The organism is Micromonospora sp. NPDC047753, from assembly GCF_040642735.1.
Lineage (GTDB): Bacteria > Actinomycetota > Actinomycetes > Mycobacteriales > Micromonosporaceae > Micromonospora.
Window position 1 is genome coordinate 1 of record NZ_JBEYSL010000038.1, and the last position, 24,090, is coordinate 24,090.

18 protein-coding genes and 1 pseudogene are annotated in these 24,090 nt (G+C 69.7%); 10 read left to right on the top strand and 9 right to left on the bottom strand.

The annotated features are described in order from the left end of the window. From ABZ749_RS05570 to ABZ749_RS05585, 4 genes are all read left to right on the top strand, one after another. The coding region (locus ABZ749_RS05570) for a citrate/2-methylcitrate synthase (RefSeq protein ID WP_357223066.1) at window positions 1-506 on the top strand (506 nt) is incomplete at its 5' end. 498 nt (window positions 507-1,004) lie between these two features. After that, window positions 1,005-2,723, top strand: a complete 1,719-nt coding sequence (locus ABZ749_RS05575) for a hypothetical protein (protein WP_357223069.1) — start codon at window positions 1,005-1,007, stop codon at window positions 2,721-2,723. A 40-nt stretch (window positions 2,724-2,763) separates the two neighbouring features. Further along, window positions 2,764-3,750 (top strand): ThuA domain-containing protein, encoded by a 987-nt coding sequence (locus tag ABZ749_RS05580; protein ID WP_357223072.1) that lies wholly within the window; start codon window positions 2,764-2,766, stop codon window positions 3,748-3,750. A gap of 383 nt (window positions 3,751-4,133) precedes the next feature. Continuing rightward, complete coding sequence (locus tag ABZ749_RS05585) at window positions 4,134-4,691, top strand: TetR/AcrR family transcriptional regulator (RefSeq protein WP_357223075.1); 558 nt, start codon at window positions 4,134-4,136, stop codon at window positions 4,689-4,691. Between the two features lie 224 nt (window positions 4,692-4,915). Here ABZ749_RS05585 and ABZ749_RS05590 read toward each other — a convergent pair. The 3 genes and pseudogenes from ABZ749_RS05590 to ABZ749_RS05600 all read right to left on the bottom strand — a co-directional run. Then, a pseudogene (locus ABZ749_RS05590) lies at window positions 4,916-5,116 on the bottom strand (IS701 family transposase); the annotation flags it as partial. A gap of 75 nt (window positions 5,117-5,191) precedes the next feature. Next, the gene (locus tag ABZ749_RS05595; RefSeq protein ID WP_357223078.1) at window positions 5,192-5,419 is read right to left on the bottom strand and encodes a hypothetical protein; all 228 of its coding nucleotides are present in this window, start codon (window positions 5,417-5,419) and stop codon (window positions 5,192-5,194) included. Window positions 5,420-5,664: 245 nt separating this feature from the next. Beyond that, complete coding sequence (locus ABZ749_RS05600) at window positions 5,665-6,507, bottom strand: aldo/keto reductase (RefSeq protein ID WP_357223081.1); 843 nt, start codon at window positions 6,505-6,507, stop codon at window positions 5,665-5,667. 240 nt (window positions 6,508-6,747) lie between these two features. Here ABZ749_RS05600 and ABZ749_RS05605 point away from each other — a divergent pair, with 240 nt between their 5' ends. From ABZ749_RS05605 to ABZ749_RS05630, 6 genes are all read left to right on the top strand, one after another. After that, on the top strand, window positions 6,748-7,329 hold the full coding sequence (locus ABZ749_RS05605; RefSeq protein ID WP_357223084.1) for a type 1 glutamine amidotransferase domain-containing protein: 582 nt from the start codon (window positions 6,748-6,750) through the stop codon (window positions 7,327-7,329). Between the two features lie 302 nt (window positions 7,330-7,631). Next, window positions 7,632-8,552, top strand: a complete 921-nt coding sequence (locus ABZ749_RS05610) for an SRPBCC family protein (protein WP_357223087.1) — start codon at window positions 7,632-7,634, stop codon at window positions 8,550-8,552. Beyond that, on the top strand, window positions 8,549-9,724 hold the full coding sequence (locus tag ABZ749_RS05615; protein ID WP_357223090.1) for a zinc-dependent alcohol dehydrogenase: 1,176 nt from the start codon (window positions 8,549-8,551) through the stop codon (window positions 9,722-9,724). The genes ABZ749_RS05610 and ABZ749_RS05615 overlap by 4 nt, the downstream gene beginning before the upstream one ends. Before the next feature lie 200 nt (window positions 9,725-9,924). Next, window positions 9,925-10,551: a TMEM175 family protein gene (locus ABZ749_RS05620; protein ID WP_357223093.1), complete on the top strand. Its 627-nt coding sequence runs from the start codon at window positions 9,925-9,927 to the stop codon at window positions 10,549-10,551. Window positions 10,552-10,651: 100 nt separating this feature from the next. After that, entirely contained in the window at window positions 10,652-11,032 is a 381-nt protein-coding gene (locus tag ABZ749_RS05625; RefSeq protein ID WP_357223097.1) for a DUF2267 domain-containing protein, read from the top strand. 38 nt (window positions 11,033-11,070) lie between these two features. Beyond that, a complete protein-coding gene (locus ABZ749_RS05630; RefSeq protein ID WP_357223100.1) occupies window positions 11,071-11,919 on the top strand; it encodes a hypothetical protein in 849 nt (282 codons plus the stop codon). Window positions 11,920-11,986: 67 nt separating this feature from the next. Here ABZ749_RS05630 and ABZ749_RS05635 read toward each other — a convergent pair whose 3' ends face one another. The 6 genes from ABZ749_RS05635 to ABZ749_RS05660 all read right to left on the bottom strand — a co-directional run bounded on the left by ABZ749_RS05635 (window position 11,987) and on the right by ABZ749_RS05660 (window position 24,033). Beyond that, on the bottom strand, window positions 11,987-12,352 hold the full coding sequence (locus ABZ749_RS05635; RefSeq protein ID WP_357223102.1) for a DUF1345 domain-containing protein: 366 nt from the start codon (window positions 12,350-12,352) through the stop codon (window positions 11,987-11,989). Window positions 12,353-12,513: 161 nt separating this feature from the next. Continuing rightward, on the bottom strand, window positions 12,514-13,263 hold the full coding sequence (locus tag ABZ749_RS05640) for an alpha/beta fold hydrolase (RefSeq protein WP_244219063.1): 750 nt from the start codon (window positions 13,261-13,263) through the stop codon (window positions 12,514-12,516). Window positions 13,264-13,297: 34 nt separating this feature from the next. Continuing rightward, window positions 13,298-14,233 (bottom strand): TauD/TfdA family dioxygenase, encoded by a 936-nt coding sequence (locus ABZ749_RS05645; RefSeq protein WP_357223105.1) that lies wholly within the window; start codon window positions 14,231-14,233, stop codon window positions 13,298-13,300. Between the two features lie 85 nt (window positions 14,234-14,318). Next, window positions 14,319-15,716, bottom strand: a complete 1,398-nt coding sequence (locus ABZ749_RS05650; protein ID WP_357223108.1) for an MFS transporter — start codon at window positions 15,714-15,716, stop codon at window positions 14,319-14,321. Continuing rightward, on the bottom strand, window positions 15,680-16,663 hold the full coding sequence (locus ABZ749_RS05655; protein WP_357223111.1) for an ornithine carbamoyltransferase: 984 nt from the start codon (window positions 16,661-16,663) through the stop codon (window positions 15,680-15,682). The genes ABZ749_RS05650 and ABZ749_RS05655 overlap by 37 nt, the downstream gene beginning before the upstream one ends. Continuing rightward, a complete protein-coding gene (locus ABZ749_RS05660) occupies window positions 16,663-24,033 on the bottom strand; it encodes an amino acid adenylation domain-containing protein (RefSeq protein WP_357223114.1) in 7,371 nt (2,456 codons plus the stop codon). The genes ABZ749_RS05655 and ABZ749_RS05660 overlap by 1 nt, the downstream gene beginning before the upstream one ends. Window positions 24,034-24,090 lie beyond the last annotated feature (57 nt).

Below are 24,090 nucleotides of genomic sequence, written 5' to 3' on the forward strand. Positions count from 1 at the left end.
TACTGGGCGACGTGCACGGTGGAGCCGGCGAGCAGTGCATGGACCTGCTGGCCGAGATCACGCGCGAGGCTACGGACGAGGCCGACGCCGATCGTGCCGCGGCGGTGGTCATCGCACGGTGGCAGGCCCGGTCGAAGTACCTGCCCGGCTTCGGTCACCGGTTCCACACCGTCGACCCGCGCCGCGATCCACTGCTCGATTTGGTCGAGTTGGCGGTCGCCGACCAAGTGGTGGCAGGTGACTTTCTCCAGGCCGCCCGCGCGGTCGAGCGCGCTCTCTCGACCGGGCGCACCCGCCCGGTTCCGATCAACATCGACGGCTGCACTGCCGTCGTGTACGGCGAGTTGGGCTTTGCGGCACCACTGGCCAGGGGTTTGTTCGTGCTCGCCCGCAGCGTCGGGATCCTCGCGCACGCCTGGGAGGAGAGCGGCCAGGGCCGACGGAACAAGGGGCCGATACCCCCTTCGATTCAGCCGACCCACCTGGATGGCGCGGGCAGCGTCTGACGGACGGCTCGGCGTGTCGGAATTTGGAACGGGGCCGTCCGGCACCCCGACGGCGTTCCCGGGCGACGGAACCCAACCGGTACGGGGTCTTGCCGCCTGATCAGCCGAGCGATATGGTCTGCCTAGCAGATCGAACGGTCCACTAGACGGACCTCTCTGATCTCACTGTCGCGAACCGCCCGGAAGCCGCCCGAAGCAACGCTGGCGGGCCCAGCCGACGGCGGATCGCCCTTACACGGCGCCACTGTGGCACAGCGACCACCCGCCCTCGTTCGTCAACGCGGAAGGGCCACCACCATGCGCACGATCGGTCGACGCCAACTACTACAAGGGACCGCCGCCGTCGCCGCGACGGCGGCGCTGGTGACCGAACCTTTCAGCACGCCGGCAGTGCAGGCGGGCAGGAGGCCATCGAAGCCCCTCGGTACTCCGCAACCACTCGACGGCCGCCCGTTCCCGGCCTACGACTACAGCCGCGCCAACAAAATCCCGAAGGAGATGACCGGGTACTGGACGAAGACCTTCGACGTCGGCGGCGTGACACGCACCGCAAAGGTGTACATCTCGCCGGAGACACCCATCAGGTCCCACTACACGGTGATCGCGGTTCCCGAAGGTGTCGAGACGGCCGCCTTCCTGAGCACCTCGTCCTGGCACGACGTTGCCGACGAACGGGAGGAAGGGGTGTACGTCCTCGAGCCCGGCCCCGACGGCTGGGGCAGCGCCGAGCAGGAGGCCAGCTACGTCGCAGCAGCGATGTCCTTCTTCCAGAACAACGCCTACTTCTCCATCTTCGGCCTGCACTACCTCGTCGGCTACGACTCAGGAGCACCCGCACTCGAGGCGTGGGCCGTCGCCCACCCGCTGCGGGTCATCAGTCAGGCGTACGTCGGCTCCCGTGGCCTCAGAGCGTCCTACCTGGACTCCCAGGCGGCCCGGGTGTTCGACGGTCAGACCGACGGCACCTACACCCCGGTCGTCTTTCCCGACGGCTTCGACCTCGTCAGGTACGACGAGACAGTCTTACCCACCTGGTACATCGGCTCGGACGAGCGGTCCATCGGCGCCAGCCTGGAGTACTGGAAGCGGGCCAACGACACCGCACCCGGTGGCACCAGAGACGGCACGCTCGGCACGGTCTACCGGCAGCGGCGCGATTCCAACCGGTGGATGACGTCCCACGCCGGGCCGATTTCCCGGGTCGCGGTCCAGGATCGGACGGCTGACTGGCGGTCGAAGCAGACGACGAAGCGACTGCTTGCCTTTCTGACCTCGTACACCCGGTACGAGAACTTCTTCGCGTACGGCAACCAGCTCTTCGAGCGTGCCGACTTCGCCAGGCTGGACATCCAGGTCCGGACGATGATGGTCGAGGGTTTCATCCGGGAGTACCTCGTCCACGTCCCCCGGTCGGCCCGTCGTCGATGGGGTCGCAGGGCCCCCGTCGTGTTCGTCTGGCCCGGCAACAGCCAGACCGACAAGCTGTTCCAGGACGCTACCCAGTGGTGGAAGGTCGCCGAGCAGGAGGGCTTCATCCTCGTCACCATCTGCGAGCAGTACAGCAACAACTCGGTGTCGGTCAGCCATCGGGACTCGGTCACCTTTTACCGGCAACTCCGCGAGGTCATGCTGAGCCAGTACCCCGTCGATCCGACGCGGCTCTACTCGACCGGGCATTCCGCGGGCAGCTCGGTGACCCAGAATCTCGCGATCGCGTTCCCGGAGTACTTCGCTGCCGTCGCGTCGACGTCCTTCACCGCCGCCCCAAACTCCTCGGGCACGGTGTCGATGGACGGTGTGCAGTATCCGGCCAGCGGCAAGGTGATCCCCAACTACCAGATCTACGGCTACGGCGACCTCACCTCGCTCGCCGGCGGACCGTGGGACGACACCCAGAACGGCCTGGACCACTGGGCGCGCTACCACCTGCAGGTCAACAAGCTGCAACTGTCGGACGTCGACACCCTTGGCGGAAGGTTCAGCGGCTGGCACGACCGATTCCAGACCTGGGCCTGGCACGACCGCGACACCGCGATCCCGGTGCTGAAGCTCACCAGGAACAACTATCGCTCGCACAACACGATGGCCGAGGAGTGCCCGCTGTTGTGGGACTTCCTCAGGCACTACAGCCTCGAGGTCGACGCCAGGGGCAACGTACGGCGCTACTACAGCAGGTCCGGCTTCCAGCGGCCGGGAGACCGCAAACGGCTGGCCTGACTGGCAGTCGCCATCCACCACATCGGAGAGGAGCACACCAGTGAGAGTCTCCCGTCGTACCGCGATGAGCCTGCTCGCGGCCGCCGTCGTCCTCGGACTCGCGCTCACCACCGCCTCCGCCGCCAGCCCGCCGGCCACCGCCGGCTCGGTCAGAGGCGTCAGCACCGCCAGCAGCCCGCTCAAGGCGATGTTCGACTACGGCGTCTGCCGGGGCACCAGTTCCAAGTGCTACAACGACTGGGGCGACCGGGCCGACCCGAGCCAGGCGGGCCGCGCGTTGATCTACACCCGGACGGCCGGTCCACGGCACGCCCACCTCGGCACCGCCCTACCCGCCGGGCTCAACCCGGAACTCGGCGCTGACAACGTCGCCCAGGCCAACCTCGTAACATGGCTGCGCGAGGCGGGCATCGCCGCCGACTGGACCGAGGATGTCGGCCAGCTCAGCTCCGCCGGACGACTACGCCCGTACCACACCGTGATCTTCCTCAGTACCACCCGGGACACGCTCGACGACAACGCGCAGACCGCGCTGATGCAGTACATCCGGGGCGGCGGCGGATTCGTCGGCATCCACAACGCCTTCGGCACGGAGTACCACTGGAAGTGGTATGAGGGTCTGCTCGGTGGAACGAACTTCTACGACCACGGCCGGCACCAGAACGCCACAGTAGTCGCGGAATCGAAGCGGGACGCGTCCACCCAGAGCCTGCCTCGGACGTGGGAGTTCAAGGATGAGTGGTACAACCTCTTCCCGGAGCCGAGCCACGTCCAGCCACTGCTACGCGTCAACGAAGCCAGCATGTTGGAGGGCACCACGGGCGGCCTCGGCCACCCTGGGCACGGCAGGGAACACCTGGTTTCCTGGTGCCAGTACTACGACGGCGGTCGGGCCTGGCTGACGACCCTCGGCCACGACATCGCGGCCTGGACCGACGCTGAGCTGGTGGGCGACGCACATTTCCGGCAGCACATCGTCAACGGCATCCGCAGCGCGATGGGCATCGCGGCATTCTGTCAGAAGTGACCGAGCGAGGGTTGGGATCGAGCCGGCTGTTCCGGCGGCAGACACCGGGACGGCACCGGCCCGGTCCCAGCCCCCAGCCACCCGCCGCCGGCCGCCACCGGCAACGCAACTGGAGAGCCACCATCGCCAGCGGCGGCACGAGGATGCCCACGAGCGACCTTCACCAGATCGTGTTCGGCCTTGCCCGGTCATGTCTGAGTGATGGTTAGAAGGTGCGCTCGGCGGCCTGCAACGCGGCGCGCAGTTTGTCGATCGGCAGCGGCGCGGCGGGAGCCTGCATGATCTGCTCGACCGGCACGTCAGGGTCGGCGAGGTAGATCGTGGTGTAGGCGCCGGCCTCGGGCTCGAAGCGCCAGCTGTCAGCGAGCGGTCCGGTGTCGACAGTGTCGAAGCCGAGCTGGTCGATAAACTACGCGCTGATCCTCAGCGTCGCCGCACAGGAGGTCGCCGCGCACGGCGCGGACGCGTCGATGGAGCAGATCGCCCGCACCGCCGGCGTCGGGTCAGCCACCGTGCGCCGGCACTTCCCGAGCAGGCGCACCCTGCTCGACGCCGTCTTCCAGGAGCACATGGAGGCGCTGGATACCCGCGCCCGCGAACTGGTCAGAACTGAAGACGCACGGGCCGGATTGCTCGGCTGGCTCGCCGCACTGGTGGAATACGCCACCTCCACGCGAGGATTGGCCGCGGCGTGGATGCGCGCAGAAGGCGAAGCGGCAGATCAGGGACATGTCTGCGTGCGCGTCACCGACGCCGGTGAACCTCTGGTGCAACGGGCCATCAGGGCCGGCGTAACGCCGGCTGACGTGACGTCGGCAGGCCTGCTGACGCTGGTCACCGGCATCGTCCTCGCCACGGAACACCATCGGAACCCAGCCGTGGAGGCGGATCGGCTGCTGGCATTGGCGGTGCAGGGAATCAGCCCCGACCGACGGCCGTAGGCAGACGTCGAGGGCCCACCCCTTCGCGGGCCTCGTCATTACTTCTCATACTGCAACGGCAGTTGGTTAGGGGTAGCCGTGTCGTCGGTAGTGGCAGGTTCGGGCTTGGTGTTGGCGTCGGCGGCGCCATCGGGACCAGACCCAGACGTGCTCTGGTGGGTGGGTTGACTGCACTGCGAGTGCGGTGAGCAGTCTTCGGATCTCCGGTACGGTGTAGCCGATCATCATGTCGTAGCCGCAGGTGGGTCCCTTTTCGCGGTAAGGGATCGGGCCACGGACAGTCAGGCGTGGGCGGCCATGGACAGGGTGATGTGGGCGTACCAGGCCCGCCAGTCGCGGACCTGGTACTCGTCGAGACCGGCTTCGTTCTTGGCCTGCTGGAAGCACTCCTCGATCGCCCACCGCGCCCCCGCGATGCGAGCGAGACAGCCGGCACCACGCTCGGGCCGGCAGAGCGGCGATCAACTCGTCCGCCCGGGCGGCACCCATGGTGGCGGTGATCATGTCGTCGTTGCGGCGGGTCGCGACCACATAACCCACGCTGCCGCCCTTGCGGCGTCCGGGCCTCGACCGCCACTGCGCTCCAACAATTCGCCGCTGACGTCCTGCTGCTCGTAGTTCAGCGTCTCGACGCCGAGATGCGTCTGGGCCATCTGGAGCCAGTTGTCGAGCCGGTCGATCACGATGACCCGATCGGCGCCGAGTAGCACAATGTCCGCCCCTGTCACTCGATCTGCTCGTGCGGGTGCCGTCGATAATCGGCAACCTTCGCAGCAAGTCCTTCAATAAGGGGCGAATCTCGCCGGGGGCGTTTGCGACACTCGCGGAGGTCCCGCTGGTCAGGGCGCTCTACGAGGAGACCGTGCTCGTCATGCCGGTCGTCGACCCGCCGGCACGAAACTACCGGCGACCCGATGATCGCCACCAGCGCGATGGTGATCTCGCCTGGCCTGCACCGAGACGGCCGCCGGCCCTACAACATCTCCATCGGTTGTGGGCCGGTAGGTGGCGGGAATGCCATGTCGAGCGCCGTGATGTCCTCCTCGGTCAGGTGCAGGTCGCGCGCTTCCGCGTTCTCCCGGGTGTGTTCCGGGTTGGACGATCGAGGAATGGCCGCAACCATCTCCTGTCTCAGCACCCAGGCCAGCGCGACCTGAGCGGGCGACGCGCCGTGCCGCGTGGCGACCTGCGCGACCTGGTCGTGGCCGAGTAGTCTGCCCTGTTCGATCGGGGAGTACGCCATCACCGGAATCCGGTGTTCACGTAGCCAGGGCAGCAGGTCGTACTCGGGGCCGCGGCGGGTGAGGTTGTACAGGATCTGGTTGGTCGCGCAGTCGTCCCCGCCGGCCTCGAGCAGCTCGGTCATGTCGGAGAGGTCGAAGTTGCTCACGCCCCACTGTCCGATGTCGCCGGCGTCGACGAGTTCAGCGAACGCCTCGATCGTCTCCGCGAGTGGATGGTTGCCGCGCCAGTGCAGCAGATAGAGGTCGATGTGGTCGACGCCGAGTCGTTGCAGGCTACGGCGGCAGGCCTGCACGGCCCCCTGGCGACTGGCGTTGGACGGCAACACCTTGTCGACCAGGAACACATCGCCGCGTCGTCCGACAATGGCCTCGCCGACAAGCTCCTCCGAGGCGCCATCGCCGTACATCTCCGCAGTGTCGATCAAGGTCATGCCCAGGTCCAGGCCGGCGTGCAGGGCGGCCAGCTCATCCCGTCGCTTCGCGGGACGCTCACCCAGGTACCACGTGCCCTGGCCGAGAACGGGCATGCTCTGGCCGGACGGCAGTTCGATCGAAGCGGTAGGGAGAGTCATGTCGGCCTTTCCGGGGCCTCGGCGCCAGTGGGGTCAGTGCGCGTTACCCGTATCGACAGGAAGCAGTCTCCGTAGGGCGACCCTTCCTCCGCGCAGACCTGCCTGATCGGCGAGCAGGCGCATCCGTCTGCCCGTGCGCGGCCTTCGATGACCTGTTTCCCGGTTCTGACACTGGGAAGGCGACCGCGAGCGAACGATGCGCTGCCGACGGGGCGGCGCCGCGAAGGGAAGGCCGCCACAATGGCGCAGAGCCAGCAGCCACTGACCGGCAAACGAATAGCTTGTCTCGCCGCGGACGGGGTGGAGGACGTGGAGTACACCCAGTCCCGAGCCGCCGCGGAGCAGGCCGGCGCCGAGGTCCACCTGATCTCACTGGATTCCGGTGAGATCCAGTCGATGAACCAGGACATCAACCCTGCCAATCACTACCGGGTGGACCGGACTGTCAACAAGGCCAGCGCGGCCGACTACGACGCCCTGCTGCTGCCGGGCGGGACGGTCAACCCCGACCGGCTCCGGATGAACCCACAGGCGATGGACTTCGTTCGGGCGTTCTTCCAGCAACAGAAGCCGGTGGCGGCGATCTGCCACGGCCCGTGGTCGTTGGTCGAGACCGGCATGGTCAACGGCCGGACCGTCACCTCGTTCCCCAGTCTGCGGACCGACATCCGCAACGCGGGCGGGAACTGGGTGGACCAACAGGTACAGGTCGACAACGGCCTGGTCACCAGCCGCAACCCCGATGACCTTTCAGCCTTCTGCGCCAAGATGGTCGAGGTGTTCGCTCAGGGCGAGAACGTCCGCCAGACGGCGACGGCTTGACGCGACGGGGCTCAGGATCCGGCGCATCGGGGCGGGCCTGGCCCCCACAGCGGTGGCATCCCTGACGCCGCGTTGAGCAGCGGAACAGGGATCACCTCCATACCGCGACCGATGCGCGGATTGAGGTGATTTCCGAGGGGTATGCGGGCCTCTATGGGTTGCGTACCGGACTTCCACGAGCCGGAATGGCTCGGCCGGGGTGCGACCGGATACGGAGGCGACCCGTGACTCAACTAGCAACCCGAGAGGCCGCGCAGGCCAGGCAGGACGACCTACGACGGCGAGGGCGCCGGCTCGGCTGGATGAGTCTCGGTCTGGGCGTGGCACAGCTGGCGGCACCGGACACGGTGCGCCGAATCAGCGGGGTGGACGACTCCTCGACCTCCCGGACCATGGTGCCGCTGGTCGGGGCGCGGGAGTTGGTCCATGCGGCCGGGCTCCTGACGAGCCGGCGCAAGGGCATCTGGGCGTGGACGCGGGTCGTGGGCGACGCGATGGACCTCGCCTCTCTCGGGGTGGCCATCGCCCACCGAAGCGGGCACCGCCGCCGTCGCCTCGTCGGTGTCACCGGCGCCATCGTCGGGATCACGGTGGTGGACCTGCTGACCGCCGTGCAGGCCACCCGCGCCACGAGGATCGGTTCGGCCGTGCCGGTACGAGGCCCACGCGAAGGAGGATCCATGGAGCTGACAGCTACGACAACCATCCGCAAACCCCCGCCCACGGTCTACGCGTTCTGGCGTGACCTGGACAACCTCCCCACGTTCATGGCACACCTCGAGACGATCCGCGCCACCGGCGACCGTACGAGCCACTGGTCCGCCAGCGCGCCCTTCGGCAAAAATGTCGAGTGGGACGCGGAGATCACCGACGAGAACCCCGGGGAGATGATCGCGTGGCGGTCCACCGGGAACGCCGACGTGCCGAACGCCGGCACGGTCCGGTTCGTTCCCGCCCCGGATGGGGTCAGCACCGAGGTGCATGTCGTCATGTCGTACGACATCCCGGGCGGCCCGATCGGCAAGGTGGTCGCCAGGTACTTCGGTGAGGAACCGCACCAGCAGCTGGACGACGACCTGCGGCGGCTCAAGCAGGTGCTGGAGACCGGCCAGGTGGTTCGATCCGAGGGCGCCCCGTGGGGCAAGCGGGCCCGCAAGGAGTTCCCGCAGCGTCCGGCGCAACCGCTGTCGGACTCCGAGCTCGCGAAGGGGGCAGACGCGTGAGGGCGAACACCTGGGCGGGCCGCAACAAGGTCAAGGTCCGTGACGTGCCGGACCCGAAGATCCTCAACGACCGCGACGCCATCGTACGGATCACCTCCACCGCGATCTGCGGCTCGGACCTGCACCTGCTCGACGGGTATGTGCCCACGATGCAGGACGGCGACGTCATGGGTCACGAGTTCATGGGCGAGGTGGTGGAGGTCGGCCGGGGCGTCGATGCGGGTCGGCTGCGCGTCGGGGACCGGGTTGTCGTGCCGTTCCCGATCGCGTGCGGCGCGTGCGGTGCCTGCGCCGCCGAGCTGTACTCCTGCTGCGAGAACTCCAACCCCAACGCCGGGATCGCCGAGAAGATGTTCGGCCACCCGGTTGCCGGGATCTTCGGCTATTCGCATCTGACTGGCGGCTTCGCCGGCGGTCAGGCGCAGTACGCGAGGGTTCCGTTCGCCGACGTCGGTCCGCTGAAGATCGAGGCCGACCTCACCGACGAGCAGGTGCTGTTCCTCTCCGACATCCTGCCCACCGGCTACATGGGCGCCGAGATGTGCGACATCCAGCCCACCGATGTGGTGGCGGTGTGGGGCGCCGGTCCGGTCGGGCAGTTCGCGATGGACAGCGCCCGGGCGCTCGGCGCCGCGAAGGTCATCGCCATCGACAAAGAGCCGTACCGGCTGCAGATGGCCGAGCGGGCGGGCCACACGCCGGTGAACTTCGAGGACGTGGACGTGCGGTCCCGGCTGCTGGAGCTGACCGGTGGGCGGGGGCCGGACAAGTGCATCGACGCGGTCGGCATGGAAGCCAGCCACGGTGCCGCGCATGTGCATGCCTACGACCGGATCAAGCAGGCAGTCCGATCGGAGACCGAGCGCCCGCACGCGCTACGGCAGGCGATCCTGTCCTGCCGCAGCGGCGGCATCGTGTCGGTGATCGGCGTGTACGGCGGCTTCCTCGACAAGTTCCCGGCCGGGGCGTGGATGAATCGGGCGCTGACCCTGCGTACCGGTCAATGCCACGTGCAGCGCTACATGAAACCGCTGTTGCAGCGCATCGAACGTGGGGAGATCGACCCGACCCGGGTCATCACCCACACCCTGCCACTCGACCAGGCGGAACGCGGCTTCGAGATCTTCAAGAACAAGCAGGACAACTGCGAGAAGGTCGTCCTCAAACCCTGACCTGACCACCACGCGCATCCGGCCACCGCGGTACGCCCGGTGGCCGGATGCGGCGTCTGTCCGCGGGCTCCGACCTTCTGCGGACGGCCTGCATTCGCACCTCGGCTCTCCATCTGTTTGCCATGGACGACCCTGGGTAGGCGCAGTCGGTGAGCGGGCCAGACGCAGACCTAGGCACCCGGTCAGACACCAGCCGCGCGGTGGCGTTCAGTGACGCCATCTTCGCCATCATCATCACGTTGCTGGTCCTGGACCTGCGGGTGCCGGACGTTCCTCCTGGCCGCCTTCTGTCCGGCCTCCTCGAGCAGTGGCCCTCGTACGCCGCGTATCTCGCGTCCTACTCGTATGTGGCCGTCGTCTGGCTCAACCACAAGGCGGCGTTCAACCGCATCCAGCAGGTCGATCGCGGCCTGCACTGGATGAACCTGTTCGTGCTGTTCAGCACGGCGTTGCTGCCGTTTCCGACCGCCGTCGTGTCGGACGCGCTGCAGGAGCACAACAACACGGACCAGCGGGTGGCCGTCGCCTTCTACGCGCTGATCGGCGCGTTGCTGTGCGCTACCTGGCTGGCGTTCTACCACTACCTGGCAAAGAACCCGGACCTGCTCAAGGACCAGGCCAGGGGCGGCTTCTTTCCCGTCGAGCGACTCAGAGCCCTCGTCGGGGTCGTCCTGTACGTCCTCGCGGGGTTGGTCGGCTACCTTGTCGCGCCGTTGATCGGCCTGGCCATCTTCGTCCTTCTGCCCGTCTTCTACGCCATCACCAGCGCTGGCCTGTACCAGTCGCCCGTGGCCCGACGTATCACCCACAGTCCGCCACGACCCTGAGGACGGACGAACCGCCGATTAACCCCGACGGCGGCGGGTACCCGCCGCCATCCGGTTCGAGAGGGGATCCGAGGTGAACTACAACGAGTTCATTCAGTCTGTGGCAGCACGACCCAAGGTTCCGCCCGAAAAGGCCGAACCGATCACCCGCGCCACGCTTGAGACCGTGGCAAAACGGGTCACCGGTGGCCAGGCAAGGGACCTCGCCTCCCAACTCCCCGAGGAGCTACGCGGCCTGGTGTCCAGGCCCACCGAAGATCCGCAACGGTTCGGCCTCACCGAATTCCTCCAACGGGTGCAGTCCCGGGCAGGGGTGGATCACCAGGTGGCCACCGACGGAGCGCGAGCCGTCTTGGACACCCTCCGTGAGGCTGCCAGCGCGAAGGAGTACGGGGACTTCGTCGACCAATTGCCGCAGGAGTTCTGGAAGTTGACCGGGCCGGGGTCGGGACAGCTCCAGCCCCGCCGGATCGGCACCTGATCCCGTTCGGACGTCAGGCGAAGCCCGAGGAGTGCGTGATGACCGAACCGGAGAGCCGGGACACGGGCGCACGGGAGTCGCCGGCGCAACCGCGTGAGCGCGTTGATGGGCAGCGCGACGCCGAGAAAGGCGCAAAATCCGCCGGGCCGGGCGAGAGCCGCAGTGTCGCCGCCGGGCCGACGGGTGCCAAGCCCGGCGAACACCCCCTCATTCCGGAGGGTGGTGCGCACAGCCTTCCTCAGTCGGCTGGTGTACGCAGCAGCAAGACGATGTCAGACCCGGACGTCGTCCTCCAGATCCCGCAGGTCAAGGTTGAGCAGATCTACGTCGAGGTAGACGATCTGGACACCTCTGTTTCTCTGCGAGCACGGCTGGGCAGCCTGCTCCAACTCGACGTGGGCGTTCAGGCGCGTCTCGGCACGGTGAAGGTCGACATCAAGGGCGTCGAGGCCGAGGCGATGCTTGAGGTTCGGCTCGATGAGCTCCGGGGCATCCTCGACAGCGCCCTCCGCACAATCGAGCGGAACCCCCAGATCATCGAGTCGCTGGTGAAGACAGTGGACAACGCCGTGAACCAGGTCGGGCAGACGGCGCAGGAGGCGCTGGGACCCGATGGACCGCTGTCGCAGACGCTGCAGCAGGCGACCCAGCAGGTCGGCCAACAACTCGGGCAGGCCACCCAGCAGCTCGGACAGAGCACTCAGCAACTTGCTCAGAGCAGCGGGACGGTGGCTGGCGGCGGCATGGGGGGTCTCGGCGGCGTGCTGGGCGGGTCTCCGGCCCACGCCGCGTGGCAACGGATGAAAAGGATCGTCAACAGCAGCCAGCCCCTGAGGCAGGTCACGACATGGCTGGTCGGACCGCAGGGGCAACAGCCGCCGAGCTGACTCGACGTCCGCGACGGTGGTGGCAGGACAACGGACCAGGTCACACCAGTTCCGCTGCCCGGGGGGGTCATGACTGGCCCAGATTGGTGACCAGGTTGACCGCGACGGCCAGGATGCCGGTTCCGAAGGTGTGCGAGAGCAGCGCATGCCCGAGCGCGATCCGGCGCACGCGGTTGCTTGTCGGTTCGTTCTCGCCCGGGGCATAGGACATGCCGACCGTGAAGGCGACGTACGCGAAGTCGGCGTACGCCGGTGGATCGTCCTGCTTGAAGTCGATGCCGCCATCGTGGCGGTAGTACAGCCGGGCGTATTTGAGTGCGAAGATCGTATTCACCAGCGCCCACGCCAGGATCACCGCGACGACGCTGAGGATCACCAGCGTGACAGCCACCACGTCCTGCTGGTCCGAGGCGCGGATGAGCGCCTCAGCCACGGGGCGCTCGGCGTCGACTCACGCACCGCCGCCATCGCCACCGCAACCCAACTCGGCTTGATCCGACGGTGACCCGTACACCACAGAGCCACCGAGCGGCCCCACCGCCCTCTCCTCTGGCCACGGTTCCCGCGACCGTCCCTTGGGGCGTGGTCCGTCGGTCAGCCCAGGCGGGCGGTCACCGCGGCAACCACCTGCTCCTGTTCCGGCACGAGATAGAAGTGGTCACCGGGGAACGTCGCCAACTCGAAGCCGCCGGTAGTCAACTCCCCCCAGGCCCGCACCGTCGACGTGGTGCACGTCGGGTCCTCGGTCCCCAGGTAGGCGGCGATCGGGGCTCGGACCTTCGCCGGTTCGCGCGGCAGGTGGCGGTAGAGCATCCGCAGGTCCCCCCGGAGCGAGGGCATGATCAGCTCGCGGAGCTTCGGTGACCGCAACAGCACCGGATCGACCTCACCCAGGGCGCCGATCCGGCCGAGCAGATATTCGTCGTCGGCGAGATCCGGGTCGAGTTCGACCCGGGAGATGTGCGGCGCGCCGTGTCCCGAGACGAAGAGCACGCTCGGCGTGAACCCGTAGCGGGACTCCAGGACCAGGGTGACCTCGTACGCCACCGACGCGCCCATGCTGTGGCCGAAGAACGCGATCGGCCGGTCCAGGTACGGCACGAGCACGTCACTGATCCGTTCGGCGAGCACGTCCATCTGATCCACGCAGGGCTCCAGCAGCCGGTCCTGCCGACCCGGGTAGCAGACCGCCAGCAGATCGGTGGCGCCGTCAAGCAGACCCGCCCACGGTTGGAACACGTTGGCGTTCCCCCCGGCGTGCGGGAAGCAGACCAGGCGCAGGTCGGACCGCTCAGCTCGGCGGAAGGTCCGCAGCCACCGGCCACGCACCCCGGCCCCTGTCATCTCCACGTTTCTCCTCCCACCGGCCGATGCCCGGTCAGTCCGACATCGCCACGAGGATGCGGCGGCTCCCGGTGTAGGGGCGCCGACCGTGCGCCACCAGCACGTTGTCGATCAGCAGCAGGTCACCGACGCGCCAGTCCACGTCGATCGCCGCGTCCAGCCCTCGGTCGCGGATCTGGAACACGTACTCGGCGGGGATCGGGCTGCCGTCGGCGAAGGTGACCGACTGGGGCAGTTCGTCCTGCGTCATCACCTGGGTCATCACCCGAGCGACCTCGTCGTCCAGAGCGGCCGGGTGCCACTGGTCGCTCTGGTTGAACCACACCTCCACCCCCGTTACGGGGTGCCGGGTGGTGGCCGGGCGGACCTGGCTCACCCGCAGCCCTTCCGCGGTCCACGTCCAGGTCGCCCCGGTGCCGTCGAGGAACGCCTCGACCTCCGCCCGGTCCTCGGTCTCAAAGGTCTGCTGCCAGCTCTTGCCCAGCCCCAGGCCGTCGTGCAGGTTCTGCTGGTAGCACACCCCGCCCGCGAAGGCGTCGCGGACCTCCGGGTCGAGAGACTCCAGCCAGTGACGGGCGTCGACCACCGGGGTGGCACCGCCGGTCGGCGCGGCGAGCTGGCAGTAGAACAGCAGGCGGGCCGGCCAGTGCGCGGCGTACGACAGTTCGTTGTGCATGGAGATGGTGTACGGCGCCGGGTACTCGGTCGAGGTGTAGACGTTGCGGCCGACCTTGGTACGTGGCGAGTTGCCATGCACGTAGGCGAGCCGGTTGGGCAGCACCATGTCCATCACCTGGTCCAGCGCGCCCGGCTCGACGCCGAAGCCCCGGAACACCAGCGCCTTCTCGGTGGTGAGTAACGCCGTCAGGTCCAGCTCCCGCAGATGGCCGATCAGCCCGTCAACGGTGGCCGCGCATCCGGCGCTGCTGGGTGTGATCTCGTGCGGCTGCCACATGCCGTGCTCGCTCATCGGTCGGTCTCCTCCACGCCAGGGTCGGTCCTGTGCCGGGCAGCCTGACGTGGGCGGCCATATTTCCTCGATATCGTCGCCGGGCTCAGCCATGCGGGTCGCGACCGGCTGCCGTCGCCGCCAGCTCGGCGTCGGCCCGCTCGGCGTCGGCCCGCTCGGCGTCGGCCCGCTCGGCGTCGGCCCGCTCGGCAGCCGCCTCGGCCCGTTCCGCCTCCGCGGCGGCACGGGTGCCGAAGGCCAGTACCGCGAAGACCGCGATCACCACCATCGTCGCGCCCACGACGGCCAACGCCACCTCGATGCGTGCGGCGTCCAGCAGGAAGCCCGCGAACAGCGCGCCGATCGAGTTGGCGCCCGAGGAGAGCAGCGTGAAGATCGAGCCCGCCCGGCCGCGCAGCTCGTCGGGAGTCGTCCTGAGCAGGTACAGCATCCCGGCCACATTGCCGATCCCGGCGCCGTAATTGATCAACGCCAGGATCACACTGACCGCCACCAGCCCGGGTGCCACGACCAGCAGCGGCATCAGCACCGCCCACACCACGTGGATGCCGATCATCATCCGGCGGATGCCCCACCGGCGCAGGTAGGCGTTACTGGTCATCGCGCCCGCCATGCCGAAGACGCTGTTGACCGCCAGCAGCAGACCGACCGTCGCGGGCGTGCCGTCCCGGTCCTTGACCAGCACCACCAGACCGAGGCCGAGAACCTGGAAGAGGATGTTGCTGGCCGCGAAGAGACACAGCGCCCGACGCAGGTAGAGCTTGCCCCAGATGAAGACGACACCTTCCCTGATCTGGGCGACCAGCCCGCCTGCCGCGCCGTCCGGGGGCCGGGACGCCCGCAGGTCCCGTCGGACGAACAGCAGGGTCACCAACGACATCAGGTGCACCCCGGTGGCGAATAGGAACGGTGCGAACCGGGCCACGGCATAGAGCACGGTGCCGGTCGGCTGGCCGAGGATGCTGGCGGCATTGGCCCGCGACTCGTTGGCCGCCATCGCCGCGCCCAGTTGGTCGCGGGGCACCACGGCACAGACCGCGGCTCGTTCCGCCAACGCGTAGCAGATGCCGAGGGTGGCCTCCAGGAACGCGACCACCATCAGGTGCGGCAACCGCACCGCGTCGAGCAGCACCACCGCCGCCACGCTGCCGGCTCCGAGAACGCGGCCGGTGGTGCAGACCAACATCGTCGAACGCCGGTTCCACCGGTCGACCAGCGCGCCGGACGGTAGCTGGGCGACGAGGTTCGGCAGCAGCGCGGCGAAGGTGACGAGGCTGGCTGCGGTGGCCGAACCGGTCGACCAGTAGACCAGCAGGGTGTAGCCGATGGAGGTGGCCCGGGCACCGAGCGCGGAGAGCCCCGAGCCGGTCCAGAGCAACAGGAAGTCCCGGTTGCGGGTGAGCCTCGCCGCGCGGCGGGCGGGTCTGCCCGGCGGCTCGACGACCGTCACCGCGTCGTCCCACCCGCACGCGATCGGCACCACTCAAGCACCGCCATGGCGCTGTAGAGCTTGTTCTCCGCCTGACCGAAGGCGATGCTCGCCGGCCCGTCGAGCACCTCCGAGGTCACCTCCTCGCCGCGATGCGCCGGCAGGTCGTGCAGGAACACCGCGTTCGGGCTGTGCCGCCAGAGTTCCTGCTCAACCCGGAACGGGGCGAAGACGTGTCGCCAGTCCGGGTCCGGCTTCACGGTGCCGGTGGTCTGCCAGCGGGTGGTGTAGATGGCGTCGAGATCGCCCGGCAGGTCGGACATGTGGCACCGCTCGACGATGCTCGCCCCACTGATCTCGGCCTGCCGGGTGGCGTCGGCCAGGATCTGGGCGGGCAGGCCGTAACCGGGCGGGGTGCGCAGTTCCAGTTCAACGCCCGGAAACCGAGTGAGCGCCAGGGCGAGGGCGGTGGCCGTGTTGTTGGCCTCCCCCAGGTAGAGCAGGCGCAACCCCTCGATCCGGCCGAACTGCCGCAGCAACGTGGTCAGGTCTGTCAGCGCCTGGGTGGGGTGCTCCTCGGCGCTCATCGCGTTGAGCACCGCCATCCGATTCTGGGCAGACCAGGCCCGCAACTCGGCCGGGTCACCGGCGGTGCGGGCGACCAGCACGTCGAGCATGCCGGACAGCACCCGGCCGGTGTCGGCGCTGGTCTCCCCGGTGTTGGTCTGCAGGTCCTGCGGGCCGTACTGGATCACGCCGGCGCCGAGCCGCAGTGCGGCGCTGGTGAAGGCGGTCCGGGTACGCGTCGAGGTCTTGAGGAAGTAGACCCCGGCGACCTGCCCGGCGAGCGGACTCCCGCACTCCCCGGCCGCGAACGCGGCGCCCCGGGCGACGATCGAGTAGAGGTCGCCATCGGTCAGGTCGCGGATCGACACCAGGTGCCGCACCTGCTGGACGGTGGGGTCGGTGACCGTCGCGGAGACGCTCGGAAAGGTCCTCATCACATGTCCTCCGTCCGTGCGGTGTTCGACATCAGCAGCGACATGACCTCGTCGCCTGCCTCGCCGTTGGTCAGCAGCACCAGCCCGGCCCCGTCCGGAACCCGACCGGTGACGAGCGCCCGGTAGCCGGTGATGTGGCCCCGGTGGGTGAACTCCACGTGTGTTCCAGCACTCCCCTCGATGCGGTCCACCATGCAGCCGAGCCCGAAGACGCCGCCCGGGCCCGCGGTCAGTTGTGCCCTCACCGTTTCCAGGCTGAGCAGGGCCGGATCACCCTGGTAGGCGGTCTGGATCTCACTGGTCAGCGCGGCCAGGTCGCTAGCGGTGGTCCAGAGGCCGGCTGCCGCCAGGTCCGCACGCACCTCCCAACCGTGTGGGTGTGGCTCGCCCCGTTCGTCGTGCCCGGCTGCCACCGGGCGGCCGGACGTCTCCGGAAAGCTCTGGTCGAAGCTGCTGCCGGTCATCCCCAGTGGTGCGAAGACCAGCTCGGCCATCAGGTCGGCGAAGGATGTCAGGGTGACGTCCTCCATGAGCTGCTGGACCACCACGAAGTGGCTGTTGCGCTCCACCGCGACCGGGTCGGGCGCGTCGAGCGCCCGCACCGGTTCGGTGGGCACGCCACGGCCGAGCAGCAGGTCCGACAGCGGCGGTACCGGGCCTCCGCGCGGATGTCCGCTGCTGCCCGTCGAGGTCAGGCCGGCAACGTGGCCGAGCAGTTGCCGCAGCGTCACCGGCCGGTCGGCGGGCAACTGCCACCCCTTGAGGTACGCGTTGACGTCCGCGTCGAGCTGGAGTGCTCCCCTGTCGACCAGGGCCAGCGCACCCACCGCCGCGACCAGCTTGCTGACCGAGCCCACCTGGAAGATGGTCTCCGGGGTCACCGGGGCGTCACCGCCCGCCGTGCAGTGCCCGACAGCAAGGACCTGCACCAACTCGCCGTCCGCGAGCACGGCCAGCGACGCGCCGGGCACCCGCGCCTCGGCGAGCAGTGGAGCGACCCGGGGCAACGGCGCGATCCGGGGCAGCGCCACGGCTCGCGCCGCACCGGCCCTCGGGGCCGTAACGGCCACGGTGAGCGCGGCGGCGAGGTCTGCCAGCGGTTGGTCCATCATCGCCTGTTGCAGGGTGAGCGGGAGGCCGGCCTGCCGGGCCGCGGTGACCACGGGCACCACCAGCAGTGAATGCCCGCCAAGGGCGAAGAACCGGTCCTGACGACCGACCCTGGGCACGTCCAGCACCTCGGCCCAGATCCCGGCGAGGATCGTCTCGGCCGGACTCAGCGGCGGGGCGATCTCCGCCTCCGTCCGCGGTGGCACCGCCGGCAACGCCCGCAGGTCCACCTTGCCGTTGGGATTGAGCGCGATGGCGTCGACCGGCACGAAGGCCGCCGGGACCAGGGCCGCGGGCAGCCGCCGGGCGCAGTGCCCGGCCAGGTCGTCGGCACCGCCCACGTGGTACGCGATCAGCTGGTTGCCCCCGCCCGGAGCCGGGCGGGCCACCACCGCCGCGTCCCGTACGGCGGAGTGTTCGAGGAGCACCGCGCGGATCTCGCCCGGCTCGACCCGGTGCCCACGGATCTTCACCTGGTCGTCGACCCGGCCGAGCAGGTCGAGTTGCCCGTCCGGCAACCAACGGCCGCGGTCACCGGTGCGGTACAGCCGGGAGCCCGCCGGCCCGTACGGGTCGGGCACGAACCGGGCGGCCGTGTGTTCGGGCCGTCCGGCGTACCCCCGAGCCAGTTGCGGTCCACCGAGGTAGACCTCGCCGACCGCGCCGACAGGCACCGGATTCAGCCGAGCGTCCAGCACGTAGGTACGCATCCCGCCGAGCGGCCGGCCGACCGGCGCGACCTGGCCGGTGAGCGCGCCGGTCAGCGGGTAACGGCTGACGGCGACCGTCGCCTCGGTCGGTCCGTACTCGTTGAGCAGCACGGTCCGTGGTGCGAGTTTCTGCCATCGCGCGCAGGTCCGCGCGGTAAGCGCCTCGCCGCCCAGCACCAGCACCGGGGTCAGCGCGGCTGCCTGCTCGCTCGACAACTGCCCGGCGAGCAGGTCCAGATGACTCGGGGTCAGCTTGACGAAGCTGAACGGCCCCGCCGCGGCCAGCCGCGGGCCGAGTTCGTCCAGCCCGGCGTCGGTCGGCATCAGCCACAGCCGCTGCCCGGCGACCAGCGGCGCCCAGATGGTGGTCACCACCATGTCGAAGGCGACCGACGAGAACAGTGCCGCGCCACCCACCCGGTCGGCGACGAGCTCGTCCACCGCCCAGTTCAGGTAGCCGGCCAGGCTGCGGTGGCTGACCTGCACACCGTTGGGCCGTCCCGTCGACCCCGACGTGAAGATCACGTACGCGAGCTGGTCCGGGTCGGTGCGGCCGGGCGGCTGGTCGTCGGGGCGGGCCGCGATCGGCCCCGCGTCGACGTCCAGCAGCACCCGGTCGACGCCGGTGAACCGGTCGACGTAGGCGCTGCTGGTGACCACGACGGTGGCCCCGGCCTGGGTGAGCATGGACGCGATCCGCGCCGCCGGGTACGACGGGTCGATCGGCAGGTACGCCCCGCCCGCCCGCCAGATGCCCAGCAGGGTCGTGACGAGGTCGGCACCCCGGTCGAGCAGCACTCCCACCACCCGCTCCGGCCCGACCCCCCGCTCCCGCAGGTGCCAGCCGAGGCGGTTCGCCGCCGCGTCGAGGCCGGCGTAGCTCAGCTCGCCGACCGCCTCGGTGTCGCCCGCGATGGCGGCCCTGTCCCGCACCAGGTCGGGCACCATGCCGGGCTCCGGCGCGTTGCCGTCGGTCGCCCCGACCCAGCCCACCAGCACGTTGTGCCGTTCCGCCTCGGGCAGCCGGATCGCGCGGGCGTCGCCGTCCGGGTCCGCCACCATCGCGTCGAGCACGAGCCGGTACATCGCGGCCAACCGCTCGACCTCGGCCCGCTCCAGGTGGTCGCTGTCGCTGCTCAGCTCCAGGTGCCCGGCGACCGCCGAGACGGCCAGGGCGAACTCCGAGCTGGCGGCGGCGTACCGGGGGCCCGCCTCGACGTGCTCACCGACCACCTCGTTGAAGTCGAGGTAGCTGAAGTAGACGTCGAGCAGGCGGGTGCCGGAACCCGCCGGTCGGATCGCCGGCGCGGGGTAGCGCCGGTGCGGCCACATTTCGACCTCCGTGGCGTGCACCCGGCGGACCAGTTCGGTCCAGGTGGCGCAGTCGCGCTCGTACGGGAACGGCAGCGTGTTCAGCGACATGGCGTACACCCGCTCGCTGCCCGGCATGTCCGGCCGGGTGTGGCAGACCAGGCCGCTGTAGAACCGGGGCTCGTCGGTGAGCTGGCCGAGCACCGTCAGGTGCGCGGCGTGCAGCACCGCCTTGAGCGAGACGCGCGCGCTGGAGGCCAGCGCGCGAAGCCCTGGTTCCAGGTCGCGGAACGGCACCCGGGCGGTGTGGGCGGTACGCGTCGGCGGCGACGACGTGGGCAGCCAGCCGGTGGGGAAGGTGAACTTCACGCACCGCTCCATCAGGTCCTGCCAGTACCGTCGGTCCACCGGAGACTCCAGGGCGCGACGTTCCCCTGCGATGAAGTCGGCGAACCGCACCTCCGGCAGGGGCTCCGGCTCAGGCCCGGCACCGAGGCGCATCGAGCGGTAGCGGTCGAGGATCGCCGCGACCAGCGCGTGCAGGCTCCAGCCCTCGACGACCACGTGGCAGATCGTCAGCACCAACCGCCAACTCCGGTCGGTCTCCCGGCAGACGGTGAACCGCAGCAGCGGCGCCCGCTCGACGTCGAACGGCGACGCGTACTCCACGGCGACGAGGCGGCGCAGCTCGGCCTCCCGGTCCTCCTCGGACAACCCGCGCAGGTCGTGCGGCACGACCGGCACCCGCACGGCTGGATGCACCAGCTGCATCGGCACCGAGTAGCCGGTCGGGTCCACCGAGGAGCGCAGAACCTCGTGCCGGTTCACCACGAGGTCCACCGCCTCGCGCAGCGTCGCCAGGTCCAGCGGGTCGTCCTCGCGGACGAGGAAGGACGTCACGTTGTGGTAGTGGTTCCATCCGTTGTCGGCCAGCATCTCCAGCAGCATGCCGAGCTGCACCTGGGACAGCGGGTACGCGTCGGTGAGGCCGTCCGGCAGCAAGGCCCGGTCCGGCGCGGACACCAGCTCGAACGGCTCCACCGGGCGGTCGACGTGCACCGGTCCGGTGCGGTCGACCAGCGCGGCGCACAGCCGGGAAACGGTTTGCAGGTCCATCACGTCCGCGACCGAGACGTCGAAGCCGGCCGTCCGCAGCGTGCTGGCCAGCACCAGCGCCTTGATCGAGTGGCCACCCAGCTCGAAGAAGCCGTCCTCGACGCCCACCGCCGGCAGGCCCAGCACCTGCGCCCAGATCCCGGCGACCCGTTCCTCCAACGCGGTACGCGGACCGACCATGGCCCGCCCGTCGCCGGGATCGCCGTCCTGCGGCGCGGGCAGCGCGCGCCGGTCGAGCTTGCCGCTGTTGTTGCGGGGCAGCTGGTCCAGCGTCACGAAGGCCGACGGGATCATGTAGTCCGGCAGCGTGCGGGCCAGCGCCGCGCGCAGCTCACCCGTGCTCGGCCGCTGCCCGGACGCTCCGGCCAGGTATCCGACCAATCGTGGATCGCCGGCAGTGTCCTCGCGCAGGACGACCGCCGCCTCGGCGACCGCCGGCAGCGCGGCCAGCGCCGACTCCACCTCGCCCAACTCGATCCGGTAGCCGCGAAGCTTGACCTGGTCGTCGAGCCGTCCGAGGAACTCCACGCTGCCGTCGGGTAGGCGGATCCCCAGGTCGCCGGTGCGGTACATCCGGCTGCCGGCGGGGCCGTAGGGGTCGGGCACGAACCGCTGGGCGGTCAGCGCCGGTTGGTTCAGATAGCCCAGGGCCACGCCGTGTCCGGCCAGGTGGATCTCGCCGGGCACACCGAGCGGCGTCGGGTGCCCCTGCTGGTCGAGTACGTACATGCGCAGACCGGCCAGCGGACGCCCGATCCGGCTGCCCACCCCGGCAGCGAGGTCGGCGCGGGTGACCCGGTGATAGCTGGAGTAGACAGTGGTCTCGGTGATCCCGTACATGTTGACGAGGGCGATCCGGGCCAGTCCGAGCCGATCGACCCACGGGGCGAGTTCGGCGAAGTCCAGCCGCTCGCCGGCCAGGACGACCGCGCGCAGCACCAGTCGCCGCAGCCGCTGGTCACCGTCGGCGGCCAGCCGAACCAGTCCCCGGAAGGCCGTGGGGGTCTGGGCCAACAGAGTGACCTCCTGCTCCACCAGCAGGTCGAGCAGATCCTCCGGCACCCGGGCCACCGCCGGCGGCACCACCACCAGTCGGCTGCCATGCAACAGCGCACCCCACAACTCCCACACCGAGACGTCAAAGGCGTACGAGTGGAACAGCGCGACCACGTCGGTCTCGTCGGTGGCGTAGTGCTCCTGCGCGCTGTCGAGCAGCCTCAGCACGTTGGCGTGGCTGACGCAGACACCCTTCGGGCGGCCGGTCGAGCCGGACGTGTAGATGACGTAGAGCGGGTCGTCGGCGTCGTTCACCGGGGCCGGGTCGGTCTCCGGGTGGCCGGTCAGGTCGGTGCGGTCGAGCAGCACCAGATGCCCGTCGTAACCGGCGAGCGCGTCGACGTGGGCACCCGTGGCGACCACCGTCCCGGCGGCTGCGTCGGCGAGCAGGTACGCGATGCGCTCGGCCGGCTGGGTCGGGTCCAGCGGCAGGTAGGCGGCACCGGCCTTGAGCACGCCGAGCAGGGCGGGCACCAGGTCCGCACCTCGATCCAGGCAGACACCGACCACCGCGCCCCTGCCCACACCGACGGCCCGCAGGTGCCCGGCGAGCCGGTTGGCCTGTGCGTCTACCTGCGCGTACGTCAGTCGGGTCGGGCCGGCGACCACCGCTACCGCGTCGGGTGCGGCGGCCACCCGAGCCTGGAACAGCTCGACCACCGTGCCGGTCGCCGGCTCCTCGACGCCGGTGTCGACCACGCCCAGCAACCGCTCCCGCTCGCCACCGGGCAGGTGGACAGCCTGCGCGTCACCGGCCGGGTCGGCGACCATCGCCGCCAGCACAGCCCGGTACATGCCGGCCAGCCGCTCCAGATTTGCTCGGGAGAGCACGTCGCTGCGGCTGGATAGCTGGTAGTTGCCCCGGTGCGCGAAGACCGACAGCTCGAACTCGGTGGCGCCGTCGCCGGCGCTGCCGACGACGACCGGCTCGGTGCCGGTCATGGTCGCCGACTGCCCGGCGCGGGAGAAGTCCTGGTAGTTGAAGAGCACCCGCAGCAGCCGCTGACCGCTGCCACGCTGGATCTCCGCCAGCGGGAGCCGCCGGTGCGGCCAGAGGTCTACCTCCTGGTCGAAGACCGCCGTCACCAGGTCGCGCCACGTCCGGGCGGTGCGCTCGTATCCGAACGGCAAAGTGTTGAGATACATGCCCTGCACCCGGTCGGCCCCGAGCACCTCGGGCCGGGCGTCGCAGACAAGCCCGGCGTGGAAGCTCTGCTCGGTGGTGAGTTGGCTGAGCACCTTCAGGTGCGCCGCGTGCAGCGCCGCCTTGACCGAGACGCCGGCCGCGGAGGCGAACCGTGCGACGGCCTCGTCCAGATCGGTGACGTCGACGGTCGTCGAGATGGCCGTCGGATCGCCCAGCTCACCCCAGCCCGCGGGGAGCACGAACGGGTTGCGCCCGTCGACCACCGTGCGCCAGTAGTCCCGGTCCTCGTCGGACGCCAGCGCGGACAGCTCGGCGGCGATGAAGTCGGCGTACCGCACCACCGGCTGTTCGGTTTCGGTGGGGCTCCGCCCGTCGGCCAGGTCGGCGTAGACGGCCAGCAGTTCGGCGAGCAGTTGTGCGCTGCTCCAGCCCTCGGTGACCGCGTGGCAGATGGTGAAGCTCAGCCACCAACTCGCGTCGCCGTCCTGGTGCGCGGCGACGCGCAGCAGTGGCGCGACAGCCAGGTCGAAGGGGGTGGACCGCTCGGTCGCGACGAACTCCTCGAAGCGTCGCACCTGCTCATCGGCCGGCACGTCGCGACCGTCCACCACGGTCACCTGCGGGGTCACCTCGGCGTGGACGAGCTGCATCGGCACCGAGTAACCGGTCAGGTCGAACGATGTGCGCAGGATCTCGTGCCGGGCGACGACCGTCGCGACGGCGGCCCGCAGCGCGTCGGCCGAGAGCGGTCGCCCGTCGCGGACCTGGTGGGCGATGACGCTGTGGTAGGCCGCCCGGACTCCGCTGGTGGCCAGCTCGACGAGCATGCCGAGTTGGGTCTGCGCGGCGGGGTAGGCGTCGGTCAGGTCGGTCGGCAGAGCAGCCCGGTCCGCGTCGGACAGCAACGCGAACGGAGCCACCGGCTCCCACTCGTCAACGCCCTCGCCGAAACTGGCCGCGAGCCCGCGCACCGTCCG